At 68.9% G+C, this 20083-nt stretch carries 17 protein-coding genes; 4 read left to right on the top strand and 13 right to left on the bottom strand.

Features of this window, described 5'->3' with window-relative positions; all coding sequences use genetic code 11:
• The 3 genes from AB4Z01_RS28420 to AB4Z01_RS28410 all read right to left on the bottom strand — a co-directional run.
• On the bottom strand, window positions 1-911 hold a 911-nt coding region (locus tag AB4Z01_RS28420; protein WP_441699395.1), incomplete at its 3' end, for a DNA translocase FtsK 4TM domain-containing protein.
• A gap of 2 nt (window positions 912-913) precedes the next feature.
• Complete coding sequence (locus tag AB4Z01_RS28415) at window positions 914-2134, bottom strand: aminotransferase class I/II-fold pyridoxal phosphate-dependent enzyme (protein ID WP_441699393.1); 1221 nt, start codon at window positions 2132-2134, stop codon at window positions 914-916.
• Between the two features lie 263 nt (window positions 2135-2397).
• Window positions 2398-2544: a hypothetical protein gene (locus AB4Z01_RS28410; RefSeq protein WP_441699391.1), complete on the bottom strand. Its 147-nt coding sequence runs from the start codon at window positions 2542-2544 to the stop codon at window positions 2398-2400.
• Between the two features lie 93 nt (window positions 2545-2637).
• Here AB4Z01_RS28410 and AB4Z01_RS28405 point away from each other — a divergent pair, with 93 nt between their 5' ends.
• Entirely contained in the window at window positions 2638-3864 is a 1227-nt protein-coding gene (locus tag AB4Z01_RS28405; protein ID WP_441699389.1) for a UbiH/UbiF/VisC/COQ6 family ubiquinone biosynthesis hydroxylase, read from the top strand.
• Between the two features lie 81 nt (window positions 3865-3945).
• Here AB4Z01_RS28405 and thpR read toward each other — a convergent pair whose 3' ends face one another.
• The 5 genes from thpR to AB4Z01_RS28380 form a co-directional block, all read right to left on the bottom strand.
• Window positions 3946-4488 carry an RNA 2',3'-cyclic phosphodiesterase gene (thpR, locus tag AB4Z01_RS28400; protein ID WP_441699388.1) on the bottom strand — a complete coding sequence of 181 codons (543 nt, stop codon included), beginning with the start codon at window positions 4486-4488 and terminating at the stop codon, window positions 3946-3948.
• Window positions 4489-4501: 13 nt separating this feature from the next.
• Window positions 4502-5464, bottom strand: coding sequence for a transcriptional regulator FtrA (gene ftrA / locus AB4Z01_RS28395; RefSeq protein WP_441699386.1), 963 nt, complete (start codon window positions 5462-5464; stop codon window positions 4502-4504).
• Between the two features lie 233 nt (window positions 5465-5697).
• Window positions 5698-7098, bottom strand: a complete 1401-nt coding sequence (gene lpdA / locus AB4Z01_RS28390) for a dihydrolipoyl dehydrogenase (protein WP_441699384.1) — start codon at window positions 7096-7098, stop codon at window positions 5698-5700.
• A 106-nt stretch (window positions 7099-7204) separates the two neighbouring features.
• The gene (locus tag AB4Z01_RS28385) at window positions 7205-8041 is read right to left on the bottom strand and encodes a DUF7946 domain-containing protein (RefSeq protein ID WP_441699383.1); all 837 of its coding nucleotides are present in this window, start codon (window positions 8039-8041) and stop codon (window positions 7205-7207) included.
• 209 nt (window positions 8042-8250) lie between these two features.
• On the bottom strand, window positions 8251-8709 hold the full coding sequence (locus tag AB4Z01_RS28380; RefSeq protein ID WP_441699381.1) for a MarR family winged helix-turn-helix transcriptional regulator: 459 nt from the start codon (window positions 8707-8709) through the stop codon (window positions 8251-8253).
• Window positions 8710-9003: 294 nt separating this feature from the next.
• Between AB4Z01_RS28380 and AB4Z01_RS28375 the strand changes: the two genes are divergently transcribed.
• Window positions 9004-9843: an alpha/beta fold hydrolase gene (locus AB4Z01_RS28375; protein ID WP_441699380.1), complete on the top strand. Its 840-nt coding sequence runs from the start codon at window positions 9004-9006 to the stop codon at window positions 9841-9843.
• A gap of 302 nt (window positions 9844-10145) precedes the next feature.
• On the opposite strand, the gene choX is transcribed toward AB4Z01_RS28375, so the two are convergent.
• Together choX and betC are read right to left on the bottom strand one after the other, a co-directional pair.
• Window positions 10146-11084 (bottom strand): choline ABC transporter substrate-binding protein, encoded by a 939-nt coding sequence (gene choX / locus AB4Z01_RS28370; RefSeq protein ID WP_441699379.1) that lies wholly within the window; start codon window positions 11082-11084, stop codon window positions 10146-10148.
• On the bottom strand, window positions 11057-12658 hold the full coding sequence (gene betC / locus AB4Z01_RS28365; protein WP_441699378.1) for a choline-sulfatase: 1602 nt from the start codon (window positions 12656-12658) through the stop codon (window positions 11057-11059). The genes choX and betC overlap by 28 nt, the downstream gene beginning before the upstream one ends.
• Window positions 12659-12789: 131 nt before the next feature.
• Between betC and AB4Z01_RS28360 the strand changes: the two genes are divergently transcribed.
• The gene (locus AB4Z01_RS28360; RefSeq protein ID WP_441699377.1) at window positions 12790-13668 is read left to right on the top strand and encodes a choline sulfate utilization transcriptional regulator; all 879 of its coding nucleotides are present in this window, start codon (window positions 12790-12792) and stop codon (window positions 13666-13668) included.
• A gap of 472 nt (window positions 13669-14140) precedes the next feature.
• Window positions 14141-18295: a beta strand repeat-containing protein gene (locus AB4Z01_RS28355; RefSeq protein WP_441699375.1), complete on the top strand. Its 4155-nt coding sequence runs from the start codon at window positions 14141-14143 to the stop codon at window positions 18293-18295.
• Between the two features lie 17 nt (window positions 18296-18312).
• Here the strand turns inward: AB4Z01_RS28355 and queC are convergent, their stop codons facing one another.
• From queC to queE, 3 genes are read right to left on the bottom strand one after another with little or no spacing between them, the layout of a single operon-like run.
• Complete coding sequence (queC, locus tag AB4Z01_RS28350) at window positions 18313-19050, bottom strand: 7-cyano-7-deazaguanine synthase QueC (protein WP_441699373.1); 738 nt, start codon at window positions 19048-19050, stop codon at window positions 18313-18315.
• A complete protein-coding gene (gene queD / locus AB4Z01_RS28345) occupies window positions 19040-19396 on the bottom strand; it encodes a 6-carboxytetrahydropterin synthase QueD (protein WP_441699371.1) in 357 nt (118 codons plus the stop codon). Before queD ends, queC begins: the two co-directional genes overlap by 11 nt.
• On the bottom strand, window positions 19393-20025 hold the full coding sequence (queE, locus tag AB4Z01_RS28340; RefSeq protein ID WP_441699370.1) for a 7-carboxy-7-deazaguanine synthase: 633 nt from the start codon (window positions 20023-20025) through the stop codon (window positions 19393-19395). The genes queD and queE overlap by 4 nt, the downstream gene beginning before the upstream one ends.
• Window positions 20026-20083 lie beyond the last annotated feature (58 nt).

Below are 20083 nucleotides of genomic sequence, written 5' to 3'. Positions count from 1 at the left end.
GGGCGTACCGGCGAGCGTTCCTCCTCGTCCCCGTCTTCCGGATCGCCGATCCGCGGCCCGGGCGGGTTGGCGCGGGCGAAGCGCGGCCGTGCGGCCGGCCCGGCGCCGGGCATGGCGAAGGCGGCCGGGGCCGCTGGCGCGGGCTCGCGCCGCATCATGCTGGAGGCGACGGTGCCGGCGCCGTGCAGCGTGCGCAGGCCCAGCCATTGCAGCACCCGGCCGAAGGCGCGGAGCAGGGATCCGGTGACTGACGCGCCGACGCGGGCGCCGGCGCCGGTCACGGTCCCGACCCGGTGCCATTCGGTCGAGGACAGGCCCAGCGCGACCAGCACCAGCAGCAGGCCGACCGCGCCGGTGGCCAGCGCCAGCCAGGAGGTGGCGACCGGCCCGGCCGAGAGGATCACGGTGTCGGAGATCCGCTTCAGGATCATCGACCCGACGGCGCCGCCCAGCGAGCCGCGCTCGGCCCAGCCCTCGATCGCCGGCAGCGGCGACAGGCCGGCGGCCAGGAACAGCACGCCGAACAGCAGGCTGGTGACCCGCCACCACACCCGGTCCAGCGGCTGGTGCCGCATCAGCCGCCAGGCCCAGAACAGCGGCAGCACGGCCAGCAGGAAGGCGCCGATGCCCAGCGTCTGGATCAGCAGGTCGGCGACATGCGCGCCGGGCCGGCCCAGCAGGTTGACGGCGGGCCCGGCCTTGGCGGTGTTCCAGGACGGGTCGGTCGGGGAATAGCTGACCAGCGCGACCAGCAGGCCGCAGCCGAACACGGCGATGCCCAGGCCGCTCAGCTCGCGCACCCGGTTGCGCAGGAACTCCCGCACCACCGGGGGCAGGAAGGAGCGCTTGCTCGAGGCGGCGCGGCCGGAGCTGCGCGTCACCGCGGTGCGGCGGGATGAGGTTCCGGCCATTGTCATTCTGCCGCCTCGGCTAGGATCTCGCCGACCCGGGTCAGGGCGCGCCCGACCGTCTCGGCGTCATGGACCACGGCGATGCGCAGCCAGCGCCGGCCGATCTCCGGCCGGTCCAGTCGCGTGATGTAGCCGCCGGGCAGGGTGCGGATCGCGGCCTCGGCCCACAGCCGGCGCGCCGCGGCCTCGCCGTCGCCGACATCGAGCCACAGGAAGAAGCCGCCTTCCGGCCGGCGGAAGCCGAATCGACCGCCCAGCGCCGCCTCGGCGGCATCGAACTTGGCCCGGTACAGCGCCCGGTTCTCGGCGACATGCGCGTCGTCGGCCCACAGCGCGGCGGAGGCGGCCTGGATCGGCAGCGGCATGCCGGCGGCGGAATGGCTGCGCAACCGCAGGAAGGCGGCGACCAGCGCCGGGTCGCCGGCGACGAAGCCGCTGCGCAGCCCGGCCGCGTTCGACCGCTTCGACAGCGAATGGAACACCAGCAGGTTGTCCAGCGACCCGCCGTCGCGGCCGGCCGCCACTTCCAGCACGCCCACCGGCGGCTCGCGGTCGTAGATCTCGGCGTAGCACTCGTCGGCCGCCAGGATGAAGCCATGCGTCCGGGCCAGGCCGATGGCGCGGTCGAGATAGGCCCGGGGGGCGACGGCGCCCTGCGGGTTGGTCGGGTTGCACAGGTACAACAGCTTCAGCCGCGCCAGCAGCGCCGTATCGGCCTCCAGTGCGTCGAGGTCGGGCAGGAAGCCGGTGGCGGGCCCGGCCGGCAGGAACACCGGCTCGGCCCCGGCCATCACCGCGGCGCCCTCATAGGGGGCGTAGAATGGATCGGGCAGGGCCACCGCCGGCACCTGGTTGGCGCCGGGACGGTGATCGACCGCCAGCTCGGCGACCAGGAACAGCGCCTCGCGGGTGCCGGACAGCGGCAGGATATGGGCCGGATCGGCCAAGCCGTCGGGCAGGTTGAAGCGGCGCTGCAGCCAGCCGGCGCAGGCCTCGCGGAAGGCCGGGGTGCCGGCCACCGGCGGATAGCGGTTCCAGCTGTCGGCGTTGGCCGCCAGGATCTCGGCCAGGAAGGCCGGCGGCTGGTGCTGCGGCTCGCCGACCGACATGGCCAGCGGCGCCACCCCATCCGGCGGCGAGACGCTGGACAAGAGCGTCGCGAGGCGCGCGAACGGATAGTCCGCCAGCCGTTCCAGTGCGTCGTTGAGTCGGCCGCCCCGCATGCTCTTCTGCAACACCCTCTGCCGCGTCGGGCCGGCTGCGCCGGCCTCTTTCCTCGCTTCCGGCGACCGGTGCCGCCGCGAAACAGCTCTTAGATTCCAATCACTTTATCCGATCTTCTGACGTCTCCTGTCAAATCCGGTGTCGCCGGCCGGCCGGTCCGGCGCGCTTTTCCGGCCACGGTGTGGCCGGTCCGGCACGGTCGGAGAACCTTCGGACGAATCACGAACGAATCAGGATCGACGGGTGACGGGATCTTGCCGGGTCAGAGGCCGAACGGGATCGACAGCGACATCATGCTGCCGGCGCCGCCGGACGAGCCCCAGCTGCCGCCGGCGGCGACTCCGACGCCGCGCCGTTCGGAGCACCCCGCGGCCAGCACCAGGAGGCATAGGAGAAAAATCCGCACCATGCTGGAATGCTACCACGAAATGGCGGCCGGACACCCGGTCATGTGACACGCGGCCACTGGACAGCGCGGCACCGCTCTCCGATGCTGCGCGCCATGAACGACAGCACCTCCTTGCGCACCCAGATCGCGGTGATCGGCGGCGGTCTCGCCGGGGCGACCATGGCGGCGGCCCTGGGCCAGGCCGGGATCGACACCGTGATCCTGGACCAGGAGCCGGCGGCCGCCCGCACCCTGCCGGAATTTGACGGCCGCACCACCGCGCTGTCCTACGGCTCCCGCCGGATCGTCGCCTCGGCCGGGCTGTGGGACCCGGTGGCGGACGAGGCCGAGCCGATCCTCGACATCCGCATCGCTGACGGCCGTGCCCCGGTGTTCCTGCATTTCGACCACCAAGAGATGGCCGACGAGTCGGATGGCGCCCCGTTCGGCCACATCGTCGAGAACCGGCTGCTGCGGCTGGCGCAGTTCGAGCGGCTGGACGCCCTGCCGGCGGCGCGCCATGTCGCCCCGGCCAAGGTGGTGGCGGTGGAGACCGGCACCGGCCACGCCGCCGTGACCCTGGCCAACGGCCGGGTGGTGCGGGCCGATCTGGTGATCGGCGCCGACGGCCGCGCCTCCTTCACCCGGCAGCAGCTGGGCATTCCGGCGCGCAGCTTCGCCTACCGGCAGAAGGCAGTGGTCTGCGTCATGGCGCATGCCGAGCCGCATGAGGGCGTGGCGGTCGAGCATTTCCTGCCGGCCGGCCCCTTCGCGGTGCTGCCGATGCGCGACGATGCCGACGGCACCCACCGCTCCTCGATCGTCTGGACCGAGCATCCGGACACCGCCGACGACCTGGTGCACCGCCCGGCCGCCGCCTTCGACGCGGCGCTGCAGGCCGTGGTGGGCGACTGGCTGGGGCCGGTGCGGGTGCTTGGCAAGCGCTTCACCTATCCGCTCGGCGTCGTCCACGCCCGCCGCTACGGCGCCCGCCGGGCGGCGCTGATCGGCGAGGCGGCGCACGGCATCCACCCGATCGCCGGCCAGGGCCTCAATCTCGGCCTGCGCGACATCGCCGTGCTGACCGAGCTTTTGGTCGAGCGCAGCCGGCTCGGCCTCGACCTCGGCGATCCCACCATGCTGCAGCGCTACGAGCAGGCGCGGCGGCCGGACAATGTCGCCATGATCCTGGCGACCGACGGGCTGAACCGGCTGTTCTCGACCGACCTGGCCCCGGTGCAGCTGGCCCGCGACCTCGGCCTCGCCGCCGTCGGCCGCCTGCCGCCGATCAAGCGCTTCTTCATGCGCCAGGCGATGGGGCTGGGCAGCCGGGCGCGGTGACGTCGTAGGTTGGGTTCGCGAATGCGAACCCAACAATTGGTTCCGGCCTCGGGATGTTGGGTTCGCAATCGCGAACCCAACCTACGTCTGGCCGAGAGGATAGCTCTCCAGGATCTCGTAGACCGCGCCCTCGCGGCCGACATGGCTCTGGTACAGGTGGAAGGCGTCGACCGGGAAGGGCTCGGCACGGAACGGGCCGTGCTCCAGCAGCCAGCGCTCGACCCGCTCGGCCGGCGCCTGGCGCAGCCGGGCCAGGGTGACGTGCGGGGCATAGCTGCGATCGTCGGGCGGCTGGCCGGCGGCGACCAAGGCGCGGTCGATCTTGGCGTGCAGGAAGTGCAGCGCCGGCTCCGCCACCACCCCGGCCCACAGGATCGAGGCGGCGCGCTTTGTCCCGAACCGGCCGACGCCGTCCAGCGCCAGGTTGAAGCCGGGGGCCGCGATGGCGTGCAGCGCCTGGTCGATCTCCTCGGCCTCCAGCGCGTCGACCTCGCCGATGAAGCGCAGCGTCAGGTGGAAATCGGCCGGGTTGGTCCAGCGCGCCCCGGGCACGCCGCCCTGCAGCAGCGACAGGTGGGGCCGCAGCGCGGCGGGAATGGCGATGGCGATGAACAGGCGGAGCATGGCGATCCTCGGCTCACCCGAGGGCAAAGCCGGCGCGGTACCGCGCCGGGCTGGTGGCGAGGCGACGGCGGAAATGATGGCGCAGCGTGTCGGCCGAGCCGAAGCCGCATTCGGTGGCGATGCGCTCGACCGGCAGCGCGGTGGTCTCCAGCAGGTCGCGGGCCAGGGCCAGGCGCTCGCTCACCAGCCATTCGGCCGGGGTGGTGCCGGTGGCCTCGCGGAAGCGGCGCAGGAAGGTGCGCAGGCTCATCCCGGCCTCGCCGGCCAGCCGCTCCAGCGGCAGGTCCTCGGCCAGGTGCCGGCGGGCCCAGTCGAACAAAGCGGCCAGGCGCGGCCGCTCCTCGATCTGCACCGGCCGGTCGACATATTGCGCCTGCCCGCCCTCGCGATGCGGCGGCACCACCAGGCGCCGCGCCACCTGGTTGGCGATCCGCGCGCCCCAGTCGCGCCGCACGATGTGCAGGCACAGATCCAGCCCGGCGGCGCTGCCGGCCGAGGTCAGCACCTGGCCCTCGTCGACATACAGCACGTCCGGGACGATCCGGATGTCGGGATACTGCGCGGCCAGGGCCTCGGCGTAGCGCCAATGGGTGGTGGCGCGGCGGCCGGCCAGCACGCCCGCGGCGGCCAGCACGAAGACGCCGGAGCAGATCGAGACCAGCCGCGCGCCGCGCTGATGGGCTTGGCGCAGCGCGGCCAGCAGCTTCTCGGGTGGAGTCTCGCGGATGCCGCGCCAGCCGGGCACGACGATGGTGCCGGCCGTCTCCAGCGCCTCCAGCCCGGCTTCGGCCTGGACCTGGATGCCGCCGATCGCGCGCAGCTTCCCGGGCTCGGCGGCGCAGACGGTGAAGCGGTACCAGTCGGTGAATTCCGGCCGCGGCAGGCCGAACACCTCCACGGCAACGCCGAACTCGAAGGTGCATAGCCCGTCATAGGCGAGCACTGCGACGCTGCGGTTCGGCGGCGGGTGGGTCATAGGCGATGGGAACGCCATCGCGGATGAGGCGTCAAGGATGCGGCAACCCCGCTCCAAAGCGTCGAGTTGTTGCCTCTCCCGCTTGCGGGAGAGGTCGGAGACGCGAAGCGGCTCCGGGTGAGGGCTCTTCGTCGAGGCCTGGGCCAACCCTCACCCGGTCTCGCTACGCGAGCCCGACCTCTCCCGCTAGGCGGGAGAGGCAATGGGCGAAGACGCTCGGCATCCTGTCGGCCTCAGATGTGGATCGCGCGCCCGTCGACGGCGAGGGCTGCTTCCTTGACCACCTCGTTCAGGGTCGGGTGGGCGTGGCAGGTGCGGGCGATGTCCTCGGCCGAGGCGCCGAACTCCATCGCCAGCACGCATTCGGCGATGATGGTGCCGGCCTCGGCGCCGATGATGTGCACGCCCAGCACCCGGTCGGTCTTGGCGTCGGCCAGGATCTTGACGAAGCCGTCGGTCGCGTTCATCGCCCGCGCCCGGCCATTGGCCAGGAACGGGAACTTGCCGGCCTTGTATTCGACGCCGGCCTGCTTCAGCTCTTCCTCGCTGCGGCCGACCGAGGCCACTTCGGGCCAGGTGTAGACCACGCTCGGGATCGCGTCGTAGTTCACGTGGCCGGCCTGGCCGGCCAGGATCTCGGCCACCGCAACGCCCTCATCCTCGGCCTTGTGCGCCAGCATCGCGCCGGCGATCACGTCGCCGATGGCGTAGATGCCCTCGACATTGGTGCGGAAGTGCTTGTCGGTCTTGACCCGGCCGCGCTCGTCCAGCTCCACGCCGGCGGCGTCCAGGCCGAGGCCCTCGGTGTAGGGCCGGCGGCCGATCGACAGCAGCACGTAATCGGCCTCGATGGTCTCGGCGGCGCCGCCCTTGGCCGGCTCCACGGTCAGGGTCACGCCGGTGTCGGTCTTCTGCGCGCCGGTGACCTTCGAGCTCAGCTTGAACGTCATGCCCTGTTTGGCCAGGATGCGCTGCATCTGCTTCGACACCTCGCCGTCATTGGTCGGCAGGATGCGGTCGAGGAACTCCACCACCGTCACCTTGGCGCCGAGGCGGGACCAGACCGAGCCGAGCTCGAGCCCGATGACGCCGCCGCCGATCACCACCAGATGCTTCGGCACCTCCGGCAGCGACAGCGCGCCGGTCGAGGTGACGATGCGGGTTTCGTCGGCCTCGACGCCCTTCAGCGGCGTCGAGTCGGAGCCGGTGGCGATGACGAAGGCCTTGGCGGCGTAGGTCTTGCCCTCGACCTCGATCCGGTCCTTCGCGGTGAAGCGGGCGTGGCCGAGCAGCCGGTCGATCTTGTTCTTCTTGAACAGGAAGTCGACGCCGTCGACATTCGCCTTCACCACCTTGGTCTTGTGGCCCATCATGCCGGGCAGGTCGAGCTCGACCCCCGCCACCTTGATGCCGAAGGCGGCCAAGGCGTGGCCGGCCTCCTCGAACTTTTCCGACGCGTGCAGCAGCGCCTTGGACGGGATGCAGCCGATGTTCAGGCAGGTACCGCCCAGCGTCGGCATCTTCTCGACGCAGGCGGTCTTGAGCCCCAGCTGGGCGGCCCGGATGGCGGCGACATAGCCGCCGGGGCCGGCGCCGATCACGATCAGGTCATAGGTGGCTGCGGGTTCGGTCATCGCTCGCACTCAGCTTGCCGGAAGGTTGGCCGCAAACTGCATGAGCGGGCGCGGCACCGCAACTGCGTCGAGCGGGCATCTGCCATTTAGCGGCGATATGTGCCGCTCACGGCTGCGGCGCAGGCATGGGTCTAGCGTAGACTAGTTGGTAGCGTTTGGTTCTGCCGTCAGCGACGACGATCGGAATTACCCTTGCACGAATTCTGCTCCACTCTTGCTTAGCGTACTTGTCGAGGCTTTCTGTGATCGATCTTATGGTCATGTAATCTGAGTTTTTATCGACATAAAATCTCACTAGCTTTCCCAATTCGTAATCAAAAATGCTTCCAGATTTTTGGTTTGCATTGAATGATCCAATGCTTCCCTCTATTAGCTTTTCGTTTTGCGGATATGCTGATGAAAGGTAATCTGCGGTATTCTTATCTAGTTTAGTGACTGTGTTGTTGTTTCCCACAATGATGGTGATATCCCGCGCGCCGCGGCCAATGGAGGTATGGGCTTGCCTTGCAGCTGGTTCTATAGCGTCGACCAAAGCATCAAGATCACCTTGCATCGGCGGTCGTCTGCTCCTTGAAATAATCTTTGGTACGTCCGCAAGTTCAGATTTTCCGCATGCAACATTCCAAGTGTATTTTAGCAATTCAAATACATAGTTTGATACAACATTTAACGCGATTGTCCCGGCAATTGTGCTTTCTATTGGATTCTCAACAACAAAACTGAATAGTGCCTCAAGGCTTCCTTTTCTTGGAGGCTCATAATAAACCGCAATATCGTCTACATATGGAGTCCGCTTCCTTACCTCGCCCGTTACGAGGAAGTGATTTACAATAACGAACGATCTCGATATGCCAACAAGAGAGTTTGCGGCTTCGTAGGCTGGCAGGCGATGCCTCGTCGCTTCATCGCCATCAAATTTTGCTAGAACAGGAAAATCGACCATTTTTCAATAAAGAATGAAATTCAAGATTATCGAAATTTCTCCATCTTATTCCGGAAGTCAATAGTTTTGAGTTGGGTCAGTCCGCGGAGGGCGTTGGCGTACTCAAGCGGTCATCGTGAAGATGGTCAGCATCGTGACGACCGCAAGCCGTCGTCACGATCACCCTCGCGGAGGCTTTGGCCCGCGATGTCGAAGCAAAAGATGCCAGTTCACTCCGGCCGGCCGAGATGGCCGTCCAAGGCGGCGGTCAGCGACTGGATCTGGCGGTTCAGGGCGTCGAGCTGCGGCAGGGTCAGGCCGGAGCGCGCCAGCAGCGCCTCGCCCAGGCACTGGCTGCGGACGAACAGGGCGCGGCCGGCCTCGGTCAGCCGGACCTGGACCTCGCGCTCATTGTCCGGGCTGCGCCGCCGCTGCACCAGCCCGGCCGCCTCCATCCGCTTCACCAGGGGCGTGATCGTGCTCGAATCGAGGGTGAGGCGGGCGGCGATGATGCCGATCGTCCGGCCGTCCTCCTCGCCCAGCACGTTCAGCACGAGGTATTGCGGATAGGTGATGCCCATCTCGTCCAGCATCGGCTTGTAGGTCCGGTTGATGGACATGGCGGTGCGGTACAGCGTGAAGCAGATCTGCTCGTCGAGCGCGAGCGGGCGGTCCGTCGGCAGGGGCATGCGGCGCCCTCCTGTTCCTGATGTGCGATCATATTTATCACGGAAATTGATATCGCGATAAAGATTATCTGGACGCAGCCGGACGGATCGGGTAGTTCGATATTTATCGCAATAACGATTATCGCGATATCAAAGGAGTCGCAGATGGATCACAGCGAGCACGGGACCGACGGAATTTCGCGCCGGCTCGTCCTGGCGGCGGGGGTTGGACTCGCCGCCGCGGCGGCCTTGCCGCATTCTTCGCTGGCGCAGACCGGCGCCGCGCCTTCACGCCCAGCATCGGGAGACAGCATCATGAGCAGCGGATTGTTCGCGACCAAGGACGGCACCAGCATTTTCTACAAGGATTGGGGCCCGCGCGACGCGCAGCCGATCGTGTTCCACCATGGCTGGCCGCTCAGCAGCGACGATTGGGACGCCCAGATGCTGTACTTCCTGGGCCAGGGCTACCGCGTCGTCGCCCATGACCGGCGCGGCCACGGCCGGTCGAGCCAGACCGACACCGGCAACGAGATGGACACCTACGCCTCGGACGCGGCCCAGCTGTTCGAGCATCTCGGCCTGAAGGGTGCCGTCCATATCGGCCATTCGACCGGCGGCGGCGAGGTGGCGCGCTACGTCGCCAGGCATGGCGGCAACGGCAGGGTGGCCAAGGCGGTGCTGGTCGGCGCCGTGCCCCCGGTGATGGTGAAGTCGGAGAAGAACCCCGGCGGCCTGCCGCTCGAGGTGTTCGACGGCTTTCGCCAGGCCCTCGCCGCCAACCGGGCGCAGTTCTACCGCGACATCCCGGAGGGCCCGTTCTACGGCTTCAACCGGCCGGGCGCGAAGGTCTCCCAGGGCGTCATCGGCAATTGGTGGCGCCAGGGCATGATCGGCGGCGCCAAGGCGCAGTACGACTGCATCAAGGCGTTCTCGGAGACCGACTTCACCGAGGATCTGAAGGCGATCGCGGTGCCGGTGCTGGTGCTGCATGGCGACGACGACCAGATCGTGCCGATCGCCGATTCGGCGCTGCTCTCGGTCAAGTTGCTGAAGCAGGGTACGCTGAAGGTCTACAAGGGCTTCCCGCACGGCATGCTGACCACCCATGCCGATGAGCTGAACCCGGACCTGCTGGCCTTCATCAAGGGCTGAGACGCCTGAGGCTGCATCCGGGCGGCGGGGTTCGTCTCACCTGTCGCTCATCCAAAACCGTCATGGCGAGGCGCGCAGCGCCGTGGCCATCCAGGAGGCCGGGTGCGAGCGGCCTGGGTGGCCACGCCCCTTCGGGGCTCGCCATGACGGGTTGTTTGTTGACGAGTCTGCCGCCCTCAGGGCGACAGACGCCTCAGCGCGACTGCCGGCCGCGCATGTAGTGCCGCTCCGGGCGATAGCGCGGCTTGAACAGATGCTCGATCCAGTCCCGGATCTGGGTCCACATGCGCTACGGGCCTCCTTCAGCCCTGGTTCAGTGCGGCGCGGACGGCGGTGAGGCCATCCTGCCCGTCGCGGGTGGTCACGCCGGCCAGCCAGCCGGACAGAAGATCGGGGTGAGCCTTGAGATACTGCGCGGCGGCTGCCTTGCCGTCCGCCCCGTCGCCCAGAATCCCCATGATCTGGTTTTCCATATCGACCGTGAACGTCAGCTGTGACAGCAGCCGGGCGAGATTGGGGCAATTCTTCGACAAGTCTCGCCTCGTCACGGTGTAGACGGTGGCGCGGCCGTAATTCGGGCCGAAATAGGCGTCGCCGCCGCTGAGATAGGCGATCGGGTACTTCGCGTTCATCGGATGCGGCTCCCAGGCCAGGAAGGCGATCCACTCGTTTCGCCGCACCGCCCGGTCCACCTGGCTCAGCATGCCCTGCTCGCTCGATTCGACCAGGGTCCAGCCGTCCAGGCCGAAATCCTTGGCGTCGATCATCTTCTGGATGTTCTGGTTCGCTGGCGCTCCGGGCCCGATGCCGTAGATTTTCTTGTCGAACTTGTCGGCATGCTTGGCCAGATCGGCGAAATCCTTCACCCCCGCCTCGGCGACATAGGCCGGGACCGCGAGGGTGAAGCGGATGCCGTCCAGGTTCGGGCGGATCACCTCGATCGCCTTCTCCGCCGTCAGCGGTTCGATGAAGCGACTCTGCGCCGGCATCCAGTTGCCGAGGAAGACGTCGATCTGGCTGTTCTTCAGGCTTTCGAAGGTGACCGGCGGGGCCAGGGTCTCCACCTTCTGGGTGTAGCCCAGCGGCTCCAGCAGCGTGCCGAGCACGCCGTTGGTCGAGGTGATGTCGGTCCAGCCCGGATCCGACATGCGCACGGTGGCGCAAGCGTCGGGATCGGCCGCGGCGGCGGGCGTGGCCGCCAGCAGCAGCCCGGTCAGGGCAAGGGCGATGAGGCGCGCCATGATTCGGTCTCCCTGTTGTTGTCGTCCCTATCGGCGTCATGGCCGCGCGTGACGCGCGGGAACCGGGCGGCGGCTTCCAGGTCGTCGAGATCCATGTGGTTGCGGATGTATTGCCGGGTGGCGTCCTGCCGCGGCTGCCAGTCCCAGCCATGCAGGACGCCCCGGCGCAGCGCCGCATCCACGAAGTGCCGCCGCCGCTGGCTTTCCAGGACCTGCTCGCGTAGCCGCGGCAGGTCCCACCGCGCCGCCACCTCCGCCCGGAAGGCGGCGACGCGGGCAGCTTCGGCCGGGTCGGCGGCACGGTTCACCCGCTCGCCGGGATCGGCCGTGAGATCGTAGAGCTGGTCGGGATCGGCCGGGCTGTGGATGAACTTCCAGCCGCCGCGGCGGATCATCACGATCGGCGCCACTGCGCCCTCGGCCAGGTATTCGCCCAGCACCAGGTCGTGCCCGCCGGTGCCGGCCAGATGCGGCAGCAGGCTCCGTCCGTCCAGCGGGGTCGGATGAGCCGGCGCACCCTCCGGCGTGGCCAGATCGACCAGGGTCGGCAGCAGGTCGGCGGAGGACACGGCGGCGCCGACCCGGCGCGGGGCGAACCGGCCGGGCGCATGCACGATCAGCGGGATGCGGCTGCCGCCCTCCAGGAAGCTCATCTTGTACCAGAGGCCGCGCTCACCCAGGAACTCGCCATGGTCGGACAGGATGATGGTGACCGTGTCCTCGGCCAGGCCGGTGCGGCGCAGCGCTTCCATCACCCGGCCGAACTGCTCGTCGACATAGGCGATGGCGCCGTAATAGGCGCGTCGGGCGCGGCGGGTCTGCTCAGGCGTGATCGGCGTCCGGTCCAGCTCGCACACCGCGCGCAGCCGGCGCGAATGCGGGTCGTCGGCCGGCGCATCCTCGGGCAGCGGGATGTCCTCGTGGCGATGCAGGGCCCAGTACCGCTCCGGCACGGCGAAGGGGTCGTGCGGATGAGTCAGCGACACCGTCATGCAGAAGGGCTGGCGGTCGGAGGCGCCTGGGCCGCTCCGCGCCAGGTCGTACAGGCGGCGTTCGGCCGCGAACACCACCTCGTCGTCGAAATCCAGCTGGTTGGTGCGGATGCAGGGGCCGGCGTCGAGCACCGAGGACATGTTGTGGTACCAGCTCGGCCGCGCCTCCGGTCGGTCCCAGTCCGGGGTCCAGCCGAAATCCGCCGGGTAGATGTCGGTGGTCAGCCGCTCCTCGAAGCCGTGCAGCTGGTCGGCGCCGCAGAAATGCATCTTGCCGGCCAGGATGGTGCGGTAGCCCAGCGTCCGCAGCGCGTGGGCGAAGGTCGGGATGTCGGAGGGGAACTCGGCGGCGTTGTCATAGGCGCCGATCGCCGAGGGCAGCCGGCCGGACATGAACACCGCGCGGGACGGGCCGCACAGCGGGCTGTTGCAATAGGCAGCGTCGAACACCACCCCGTCGCGCGCCAGCGCCGCCATCACCGGCGCCTGCACCACGGCATTGCCATAGGCCGGCAGGGCGAAGGGGGTCAACTGGTCTGCCATCAGGATCAGGATGTTCGGGCGTCGCGCCGCAGCAGCCACGATGGGCCTCTCCCTGTTTTATCTGTTCGAGCAGACAGGGTGGGGCGCGGCCGGCAGGATGGTGAAGACCTCGGCCATTCATGCAGCTATTATCCCTGTTTATGGCAACCCGACGTCGTGACCTGCCGCCGATGCCGGCGCTCCTGGCCTTCGAGGCCGCGGGGCGGCTGTCGAATTTCAGTGCCGCGGCGCGTGAGCTCGGGGCCACCCAGCCGGCCGTCTCCCATCAGATCGCCGCATTGGAGGCGCGGCTGGGCACCGCCCTGTTCCGGCGGCTGCATCGCGGCGTGGCGTTGACCGTTGAGGGGGAGCGGCTGCTGCAGGTGGTGACCCGGTCGCTCGACGCCATCGCCGACACGGCGGCGGAGATCCGGCAGGCGCGCGACCCCGGCGGGCTCACCGTCGCCACCGATTTCGCCTTCGCCACCTACTGGCTGCTGCCGCGGCTGGAGCGGCTGCGCACGGCGCTGGGCGGGGTCGAGATCCGTATTCTGGCCAGCCAGGACGTGCTCGACCCGCGCGACCGTGCCGTCGACGCTGTGGTCGCCTTCGGGCCGGGGCGCTGGCCCGGCTGCACGGTCGACCGGCTGTTCCCGGAAAGCGTCGTGCCGATCTGCAGCCCCGCGATGCTGGCCCGGCTGCCGCGCCTCGCCGCGCCGGCCGACCTGCTGGGCCAGCCGCTGCTGCATCTCGACAGCCCGGACCCGGCCCGCTGGCTCGACTGGCCCGGCTGGTTCCGCGGCCAGGGGGTGGAGGGCGCGCCGCGCGGCCGGTCGCTACGCTTCAACAACTACCCGCTGGTGCTGCAGGCGGCGCTGGCCGGGCAGGGCGTGGCGCTGGGCTGGCGGCCGCTGGTCGACGACCTGCTGGCCGCCGGCCAGCTCGTCGCCTGCTTGTCGAGCCCCTATCGCACCCAGCGCGGCTATTTCCTGGCCCAACCTTTGGCCGACCGGCCGGACCCGCTGCGTGCCGCCTTCCGCGACTGGCTGGTGGCCGAAGCCGCGGGATAGGAGGGGCGCCGCCAGACGGCTCCCGATGGCTCGCGCCATGTCGTTCGCCTCGACTTGGCAGAAGGCGACCCATTTGGGGGCGATTGACCTCGAATAGCATTTTATGAGATAAATAAAAAGCAAGATGAATTCTACGTTTATATTCCGAAACTGCCTCTCGAATTCGGAATAGCTCCTTTGGGTCTTGAACTAAAATCCCATGGCGGCGGGAAATCATCGGTGCTGCGGAGAAGAATGCCAATGGGCTTCGAATTCCGATCGATGGACTGAGTTACGGTCGGCTGTCCCTGCGACGGTCATCGGCACTGACGCCGAAAACGACGTCTTCATCTTCCAAATCCTGTCTGCGCGTCGGCAGAATCCTCTGAAGCTATTCACCTGCCCGACGGGCGGGCCGCGGCTGAACGTGCGGAGGGCCGCCGGCAGTCCTGCCGTATCCGCTGCCACAATTGCTTTGGAGAAGTCATTCGTCATGGCGACGATTTTCGGGAACTCTTCGGACCAGACGATCGCTGGAACCAGCCTCGCCGACACGATCTATGGCGGGTCGACGACCTCCCCCATCGGCACCGGCAACGACACGATCAACGCCGGAGACGGCGATGATCTCGTGTTCGGCGGCGATGGAAGCGACCTTCTCAACGGCGAGAACCAAAACGATACGCTGGTCGGTGGCGCCGGTAATGACACGCTGAATGGCGGTAACGACACCGACACGGCGGACTACGGCCAGGATGGCGGCAGCGGCGCCGTCACGGTGAACCTCGCCGCCGGAAGCGCGACCGACAGCTTCGGCAACACCGACACGCTCGTCAGCATCGAGAACGTCATCGGCACCGGGCTGAACGACGTCATCGTCGGCGCCACCAACATCTTCGTCCCACAGACGACCAACAGCTTCGACGGCGGCGCCGGCATCGACACGGTCGATTATTCGGCGGCCGGGAGCTTCCTCGACCTGACGGTCAATCTGGCCACCGGCACGGCCAACGGGAACTTCGACATCGGCACCGACACCCTGACCTCGATCGAGATCGTCAAGACCGGCGCCGGCCACGACACGCTCACCGCCGCCGCCACCGGCAGCACGCTTATGGCCGGTCTCGGCATCGACCAGCTCAACGGTGGTGTGGGCAACGATGTTCTGGTCGGTGGCCAGCACAACGATACGCTGAATGGCAATGGCGGCACGGACACGGCCGACTACAGCCAGGACGGCGGCACCCTCGCCGTCACGGTCAACCTCGACGCTGCCACCAACACCGCGACCGACAGCTTCGGCAACACCGACACGCTCACCAGCATCGAGAACATCATCGGCACCGCCCTGGCCGACACTGTCACCGCGAATGTCACCAACACCTTCAACAACGCCTTCAGCGGCGGCGCCGGCACCGACACCGTCACCTATGCGGCCTCGACCGACGCGCTGGCGGTCAACCTGTCCGCCGGGACGGTGTCGGGAACGGGCGTCGGCACCGACACGCTGACCGCGATCGAGATCATCCGGACCGGCAGCGGCACCGACATCTTCTCCGCCGGCGCCGGTGGCCTCGGCGGCGTGACCACCCTGGACGGCGGGGCCGGCACCGACACTCTGACCACCAGCGCCGCCACGCTCGACCTCACCGGCAAGACCCTGACCAGCATCGAGCAGATCACCACGACCAACGTCGCCGGCACCGCCTTCACCACCGGCAGCATCGCCACCGCGCTGGTGATCCAGGGGGCGGGGACCAACGACAGCGTCGCCCTGACCGGCGCCGCCTTCAGCGAGGCACAGCGCACACAGCTGTTCTCGCAGGGCCTCGAAACCATCATCGACAGCTCCGGCACCTACACGGCGAACCACGCGCCCACGGCCGTCGCCGATACCGGCAGCGCACAGGAAGACGGCAGCGCCGTCACCCTGACGGCGGCCAGCCTGCTCGCCAACGACACCGATCCGGATGCCGGCGACACCAAGACGCTGGTGTCGGTCGACGGCACGGGCGCGGTGGGGTCGGTCAGCATCGTCGCCGGCAACGTGGTCTACGACCCGGGCACGGCCTTCCAGAGCCTGGCCGCCGGCGCCACGACGACCGACAGCTTCACCTATACGATGCAGGACGCCGCCGGGGTGCAGAGCACCGCGACCGTCACCATGACCATCACCGGGGTGAACGACGATCCGAACGCCGGCAGCGTCGCCGACCAGAGCACCAACGAGGACACCCCGCTCACCGTCGCCAAGACCCTGATCCTCGCCGGCGCCAGCGACGTCGACGGCGGCACTGTCGCCCTGACCGGCGGCTCGGCCCTGCACGGCGGCGTCGCGCTCGACGTCAACGGCAACCTGGTCTACACGCCGAACGCCAATGCCAACGGCCCGGATGTCGTCACCTATACCCTGTCCGACGGCCAGGGCGGCATCACCACCGGCACCTTCAATGTCGGCGTCGCCGCGGTCGACGATCCGGGGATCGCTCAGGCCGACGCCTTCGCGACCGGCGAAGCCACCGCCATCACGACCGGGAGCGTCTTCGCCGATAACGGCTCCGGCGCGGACAGCGACATAGATTCCCTGCTCGCCGTGGCCGCGGTGAACGGTACCCCGGCGTCGGTCGGCGTCATGATCACGCTCGCCTCGGGCGCGCATCTGACGCTCAATGCGGGCGGCACCTTCGTCTATGACCCGAACCACGCCTTCGACGCCCTGCCCGCGGCGGGCTCCGGCGCCGCCAACCTTTCGGCGACGGACAGCTTCACCTACACCCTGGCCGGGGGCGGGACTGCGACGGTCACGGTCACCGTTTCCGGCATCGACTCCAACGACACGCTGGTCGGCACGGCCGGCAACGACACGCTCAGGGGCGGCATCGGCGCCGACCACATCGATGGCCTTGCCGGGATCGACGCGGCGGATTATTCGACCTCGGCGGCCGCGGTGAAGGTCACCCTGGTCTCCGGCACCGGCACCGGCGGCGATGCCCAGGGCGACGTGCTGGTCGGCATCGAGAACCTGACCGGCTCCGGCCTCGATGACAATCTGACCGGCAGCGCCGGCGTCAACACGCTCGACGGCGGCAACGGCAACGACATCCTCGAGGGCCGGGGCGGTGCCGATGTGCTGATCGGCGGCGCCGGCATCGACACCGCCTATTACACCGCCAGCACGGCCGGGGTGACCGTCAACCTCGGGCTCGGCACCGGTGTCGGTGGCGACGCCCAGGGCGACACCCTGGCCGGGATCGAGCAGATCCTGGGCTCGGCCCAATCCGACACCCTGACCGGCGATGCCGCGGCCAACACGCTGTGGGGCAATGGCGGCAACGACACCCTCCGTGGCGGCCTCGGGGCCGATGTGCTGAAGGGCGGCGACGGCGTCGACACGGCGGATTATTCGACCTCGGCGGCCGCGGTGACCGTCACCCTGGTCTCGGGTCTCGGCGCGGGCGGCGACGCCCAGGGCGACAAGCTGTTCGAGATCGAGACCCTGATCGGCTCCGGCCTGGATGACAATCTGACCGGCAGCGCCGGCGTCAACACGCTCGACGGCGGCAACGGCAACGACATCCTCGAGGGCCGCGGCGGTGCCGACGTGCTGATCGGCGGGGCCGGCATCGACACCGCCTACTACACCGCCAGTGCGGCCGGGGTGACGATCAACCTCACGCTCGGCACCGGCGTCGGCGGCGACGCCCAGGGTGACACCCTGGCCGGGATCGAGCAGGTTCTGGGCTCGGCACAAGCCGACACCCTGATCGGCGATGCCGGGGCCAACACGCTGTGGGGCATGATCGGCGGCGACACGCTCCGCGGCGGCCTCGGTGCCGATGTGCTGAAGGGTGGCGACGGCGTCGACACGGCGGATTATTCGACCTCGGCGGCGGCGGTGATCGTCTCCCTGATCTCGGGTCTCGGCGCCGGCGGCGACGCCCAGGGTGACAAGCTGTTCGAGATCGAGGCCCTGACCGGCTCCGGCCTGAACGACAGCCTGACCGGCAGCGCCGGCATCAACACGCTCGACGGCGGCGCGGGCAACGACATCCTCGAAGGCCGGGGCGGTGCCGACGTGCTGGTCGGCGGCGCCGGCATCGACACCGCCTACTACACCACCAGCGCGGTCGGGGTGACCGTCAACCTTGGGCTCGGCACTGGCGTCGGCGGCGACGCCCAGGGCGACACCCTGGCCGGGATCGAGCAGGTCTACGGCTCGGCCCAATCCGACACGCTCGCCGGCGATGCCGGGGCCAACACGCTGTGGGGCAATGGCGGCGCAGACTCGCTCCGCGGCGGTCTCGGGGCCGATGCGCTGAAGGGCGGGGCGGGCAATGACGGCTTCGTCTACGCCAGCGCGGCCGACAGCACGGTGGCGGCGGCCGGCCGGGACACGATCTCGGATTTCACCACCGGCGACCGGATCGACCTTTCGGGGATCGATGCCGACGGCAACGAGGTTAACGGCGACACCGCTTTCAGCTTCGGCACCGGCGGCTTCACCGGCCATGCCGGGGAAGTCCGGGTGGTCGATTTCGGCGGCGGCACGCAGGGTGTCTATCTCGACATCAATGGCGACAAGACCCAGGACTCGATCATCATCGTCCAGTCCGACCATGCCCTGACCGCCGGCGACTTCGTGCTGTAGTCGCTCGAAATGGGGTTCTAGGCGGCCGGCGGGCTGGGGTCGCGATAGCGGCGCCAGCCCTCGGCGCGCAGGTCGCAGGCCGGGCATTCGCCGCAGCCGCGGCCCCAGTCATGCGACCGGCTGCGGTCGCCGCGATAGCAGCTGTGGGTCTCGTCGCGGATCAGCTCGACCAGCGCCGCGCCACCCAGGGAGTCGGCCAGGCGCCAGGTTTCGGCCTTGTCGATCCACATCAGCGGCGTGTGCAGGACGAAGCGGGTCTCCATGCCCAGGTTCAGCGCCAGCTGCATCGCCTTCATGGTGTCGTCGCGGCAGTCCGGATAGCCGGAATAGTCGGTCTCGCAGACTCCCACCACCAGGTGGCGCAGGCCGCGGCGATAGGCCAGGGCGGCGGCGAAGGTCACGAACACCAGGTTGCGGCCGGGCACGAAGGTGTTGGGCAGGCCGTTATCCTGCATCGCGATCTCGACATCGCGGGTCAGCGCCGTGTCGCTGACCTGGCCCAGCACGCCGAGGTCCAGCATGTGGTCGTCGCCCAGCCGCCCGGCCCAGTCCGGGAAGCGGCTGCGCATCGACTCCAGGACAACGGGCCGGACGTCCAGCTCGACCCGGTGCCGCTGGCCGTAGTCGAAGCCGACGGTCTCAACCCGGCCGAAGCGCTCCAGCGCCCAGGCCAGGCAGGTGGCCGAATCCTGCCCGCCGGAGAACAGCACCAGCGCGCCCTCGGCCGCGCCCCTCTCGCCCTGGTCACCGGCCATCGTATTCGGCCCAGCAGTTCGGCGTCTCGTAGACGGCGACGGCGGCCAGCAGCGGCAGCGCCGGCCGCACCCGGTCCCAGATCCAGATCGCGATGTGCTCGGCCGTCGGGTTCGCCAGACCCTCGATCTCGTTCAGGCAGTGATGGTCCAGCCGGGCCAGGATCGGCGCGAAGGCGGCCTCGACATCGAAGAAATCGACGACGAAGCCGGTCTCGGGATCCACCGCCCCCTCCAGCCGCAGCTCGACCCGATAGGAATGGCCATGCATCCGGTGGCAGCGATGCGTTGCCGGCACGTTCGGCAGCCGGTGCGCCGCCTCGAAGGTGAAGGCCTGGGTGATCCTCATGGAATCCCGATCAGCTTGTGGGTCTGCAGGCTCAGCCGCCATTGCGGGTGCGACAGGCAGTAGGCGACCGCGGCCTCGGTGTTGGCGATGCGGTCAGGCCCGTCCATCGGCTGCAGCCAGAAATGGCTGAAGTCGAGCTCCGCCACCGCCTCGGGCAGCAGCCCGGGCTGGGGATAGACCAGCTTCAGCTCGTCGCCGCTTCGTGCGGCCAAGGGGGCGCCGGCCTTGGGGCTGACGCAGATCCAGTCCAACTCGGCCGGCGGTTCGATGGTGCCGTTGGTCTCGACCGCGGCGCTGAAGCCGCGGGCATGGATCGCGTCCAGCAGGTCGCGGTCGATCTGCAGCAGCGGCTCGCCGCCGGTGAAGACGACGAAGCGCTCCGCCTCCGCGCCGTCCCAGCACGCCTCGATCGCCGCGGCCAGCGCCTCGGCCGTGCCGAAGCGGCCGCCGCCCGGACCGTCGGTGCCCAGGAAGTCGGTGTCGCAGAACCGGCACACCGCCTCGGCCCGGTCCTGCTCGCGGCCGGTCCACAGGTTGCAGCCGACGAAGCGGCAGAACACCGAGGCGCGCCCGGCATGGCGGCCTTCGCCCTGCAGGGTCTTGAAGATCTCTTTGACGACGTAGCCCATCACGCTGGTCCGGCGCGGCTCTCGCCGGCCCGGGGTGGGCCGCAGCCGCGCGGCGCGG

Origin of the sequence: Inquilinus sp. YAF38, from assembly GCF_052113205.1 — a bacterium.
Taxonomy (GTDB): domain Bacteria; phylum Pseudomonadota; class Alphaproteobacteria; order DSM-16000; family Inquilinaceae; genus Inquilinus.
The sequence above is the reverse complement of the archived record's forward strand: the minus strand, read 5'-3'. Positions and strand labels throughout refer to the sequence as shown.